Source organism: Streptococcus fermentans (genome assembly GCF_040888305.1).
Lineage (GTDB): Bacteria > Bacillota > Bacilli > Lactobacillales > Streptococcaceae > Streptococcus > Streptococcus fermentans.
In genome coordinates, this window is sequence record NZ_JBFNFG010000023.1 from 1 (window position 1) to 659 (window position 659).

Here is a 659-nt window from a genome sequence, read left to right on the forward strand (position 1 = left end):
CATTAGAAAGAATCATATGGAACAATTACATTTTATCACAAAACTCCTTGATATCAAAGACCCAAACATAAAAATTGTAGATGTCATCAATAGGGATACACACAAGGAAATCCTAGCTAAACTAGACTATGACGCCCCATCTTGTCCTGATTGCGGAAATCAAATGAAGAAATATGATTTTCAAAAACCGTCGAAAATTCCTTACCTTGAGACGACTGGTATGCCTACTAGAATCCTCCTTAGAAAGCGTCGATTTAAGTGCTATCATTGCTCGAAAATGATGGTCGCTGAGACTTCTATCGTCAAGAAAAATCATCAAATCCCTCGTATTATCAACCAAAAGATTGCGCAAAAGTTGATTGAGAAGACTTCTATGACCGATATTGCTCATCAGCTGGCCATTTCAACTTCAACTGTCATTCGCAAGTTAAATGACTTTCACTTTAAGCATGACTTTAGCCGACTTCCTGAGATTATGTCTTGGGACGAGTATTCTTTTACCAAGGGAAAGATGAGTTTCATTGCACAAGATTTTGACAATCTCAACATTATCACCGTGCTTGAAGGTAGAACCCAGACTATCATCCGAAATCACTTTCTGCGCTACGATAGAGCCGTTCGCTGTCAGGTGAAAATCATTACTATGGATATGTTTAGTC

The 659-nt window shown here is 38.2% G+C and carries 1 protein-coding gene; it reads left to right on the top strand.

Annotation, left to right across the window (positions count from 1 at the left end; translation table 11 throughout):
* Window positions 1-16 precede the first annotated feature (16 nt).
* The coding region (locus AB2B50_RS09670; protein ID WP_320693331.1) for a transposase family protein at window positions 17-659 on the top strand (643 nt) is incomplete at its 3' end.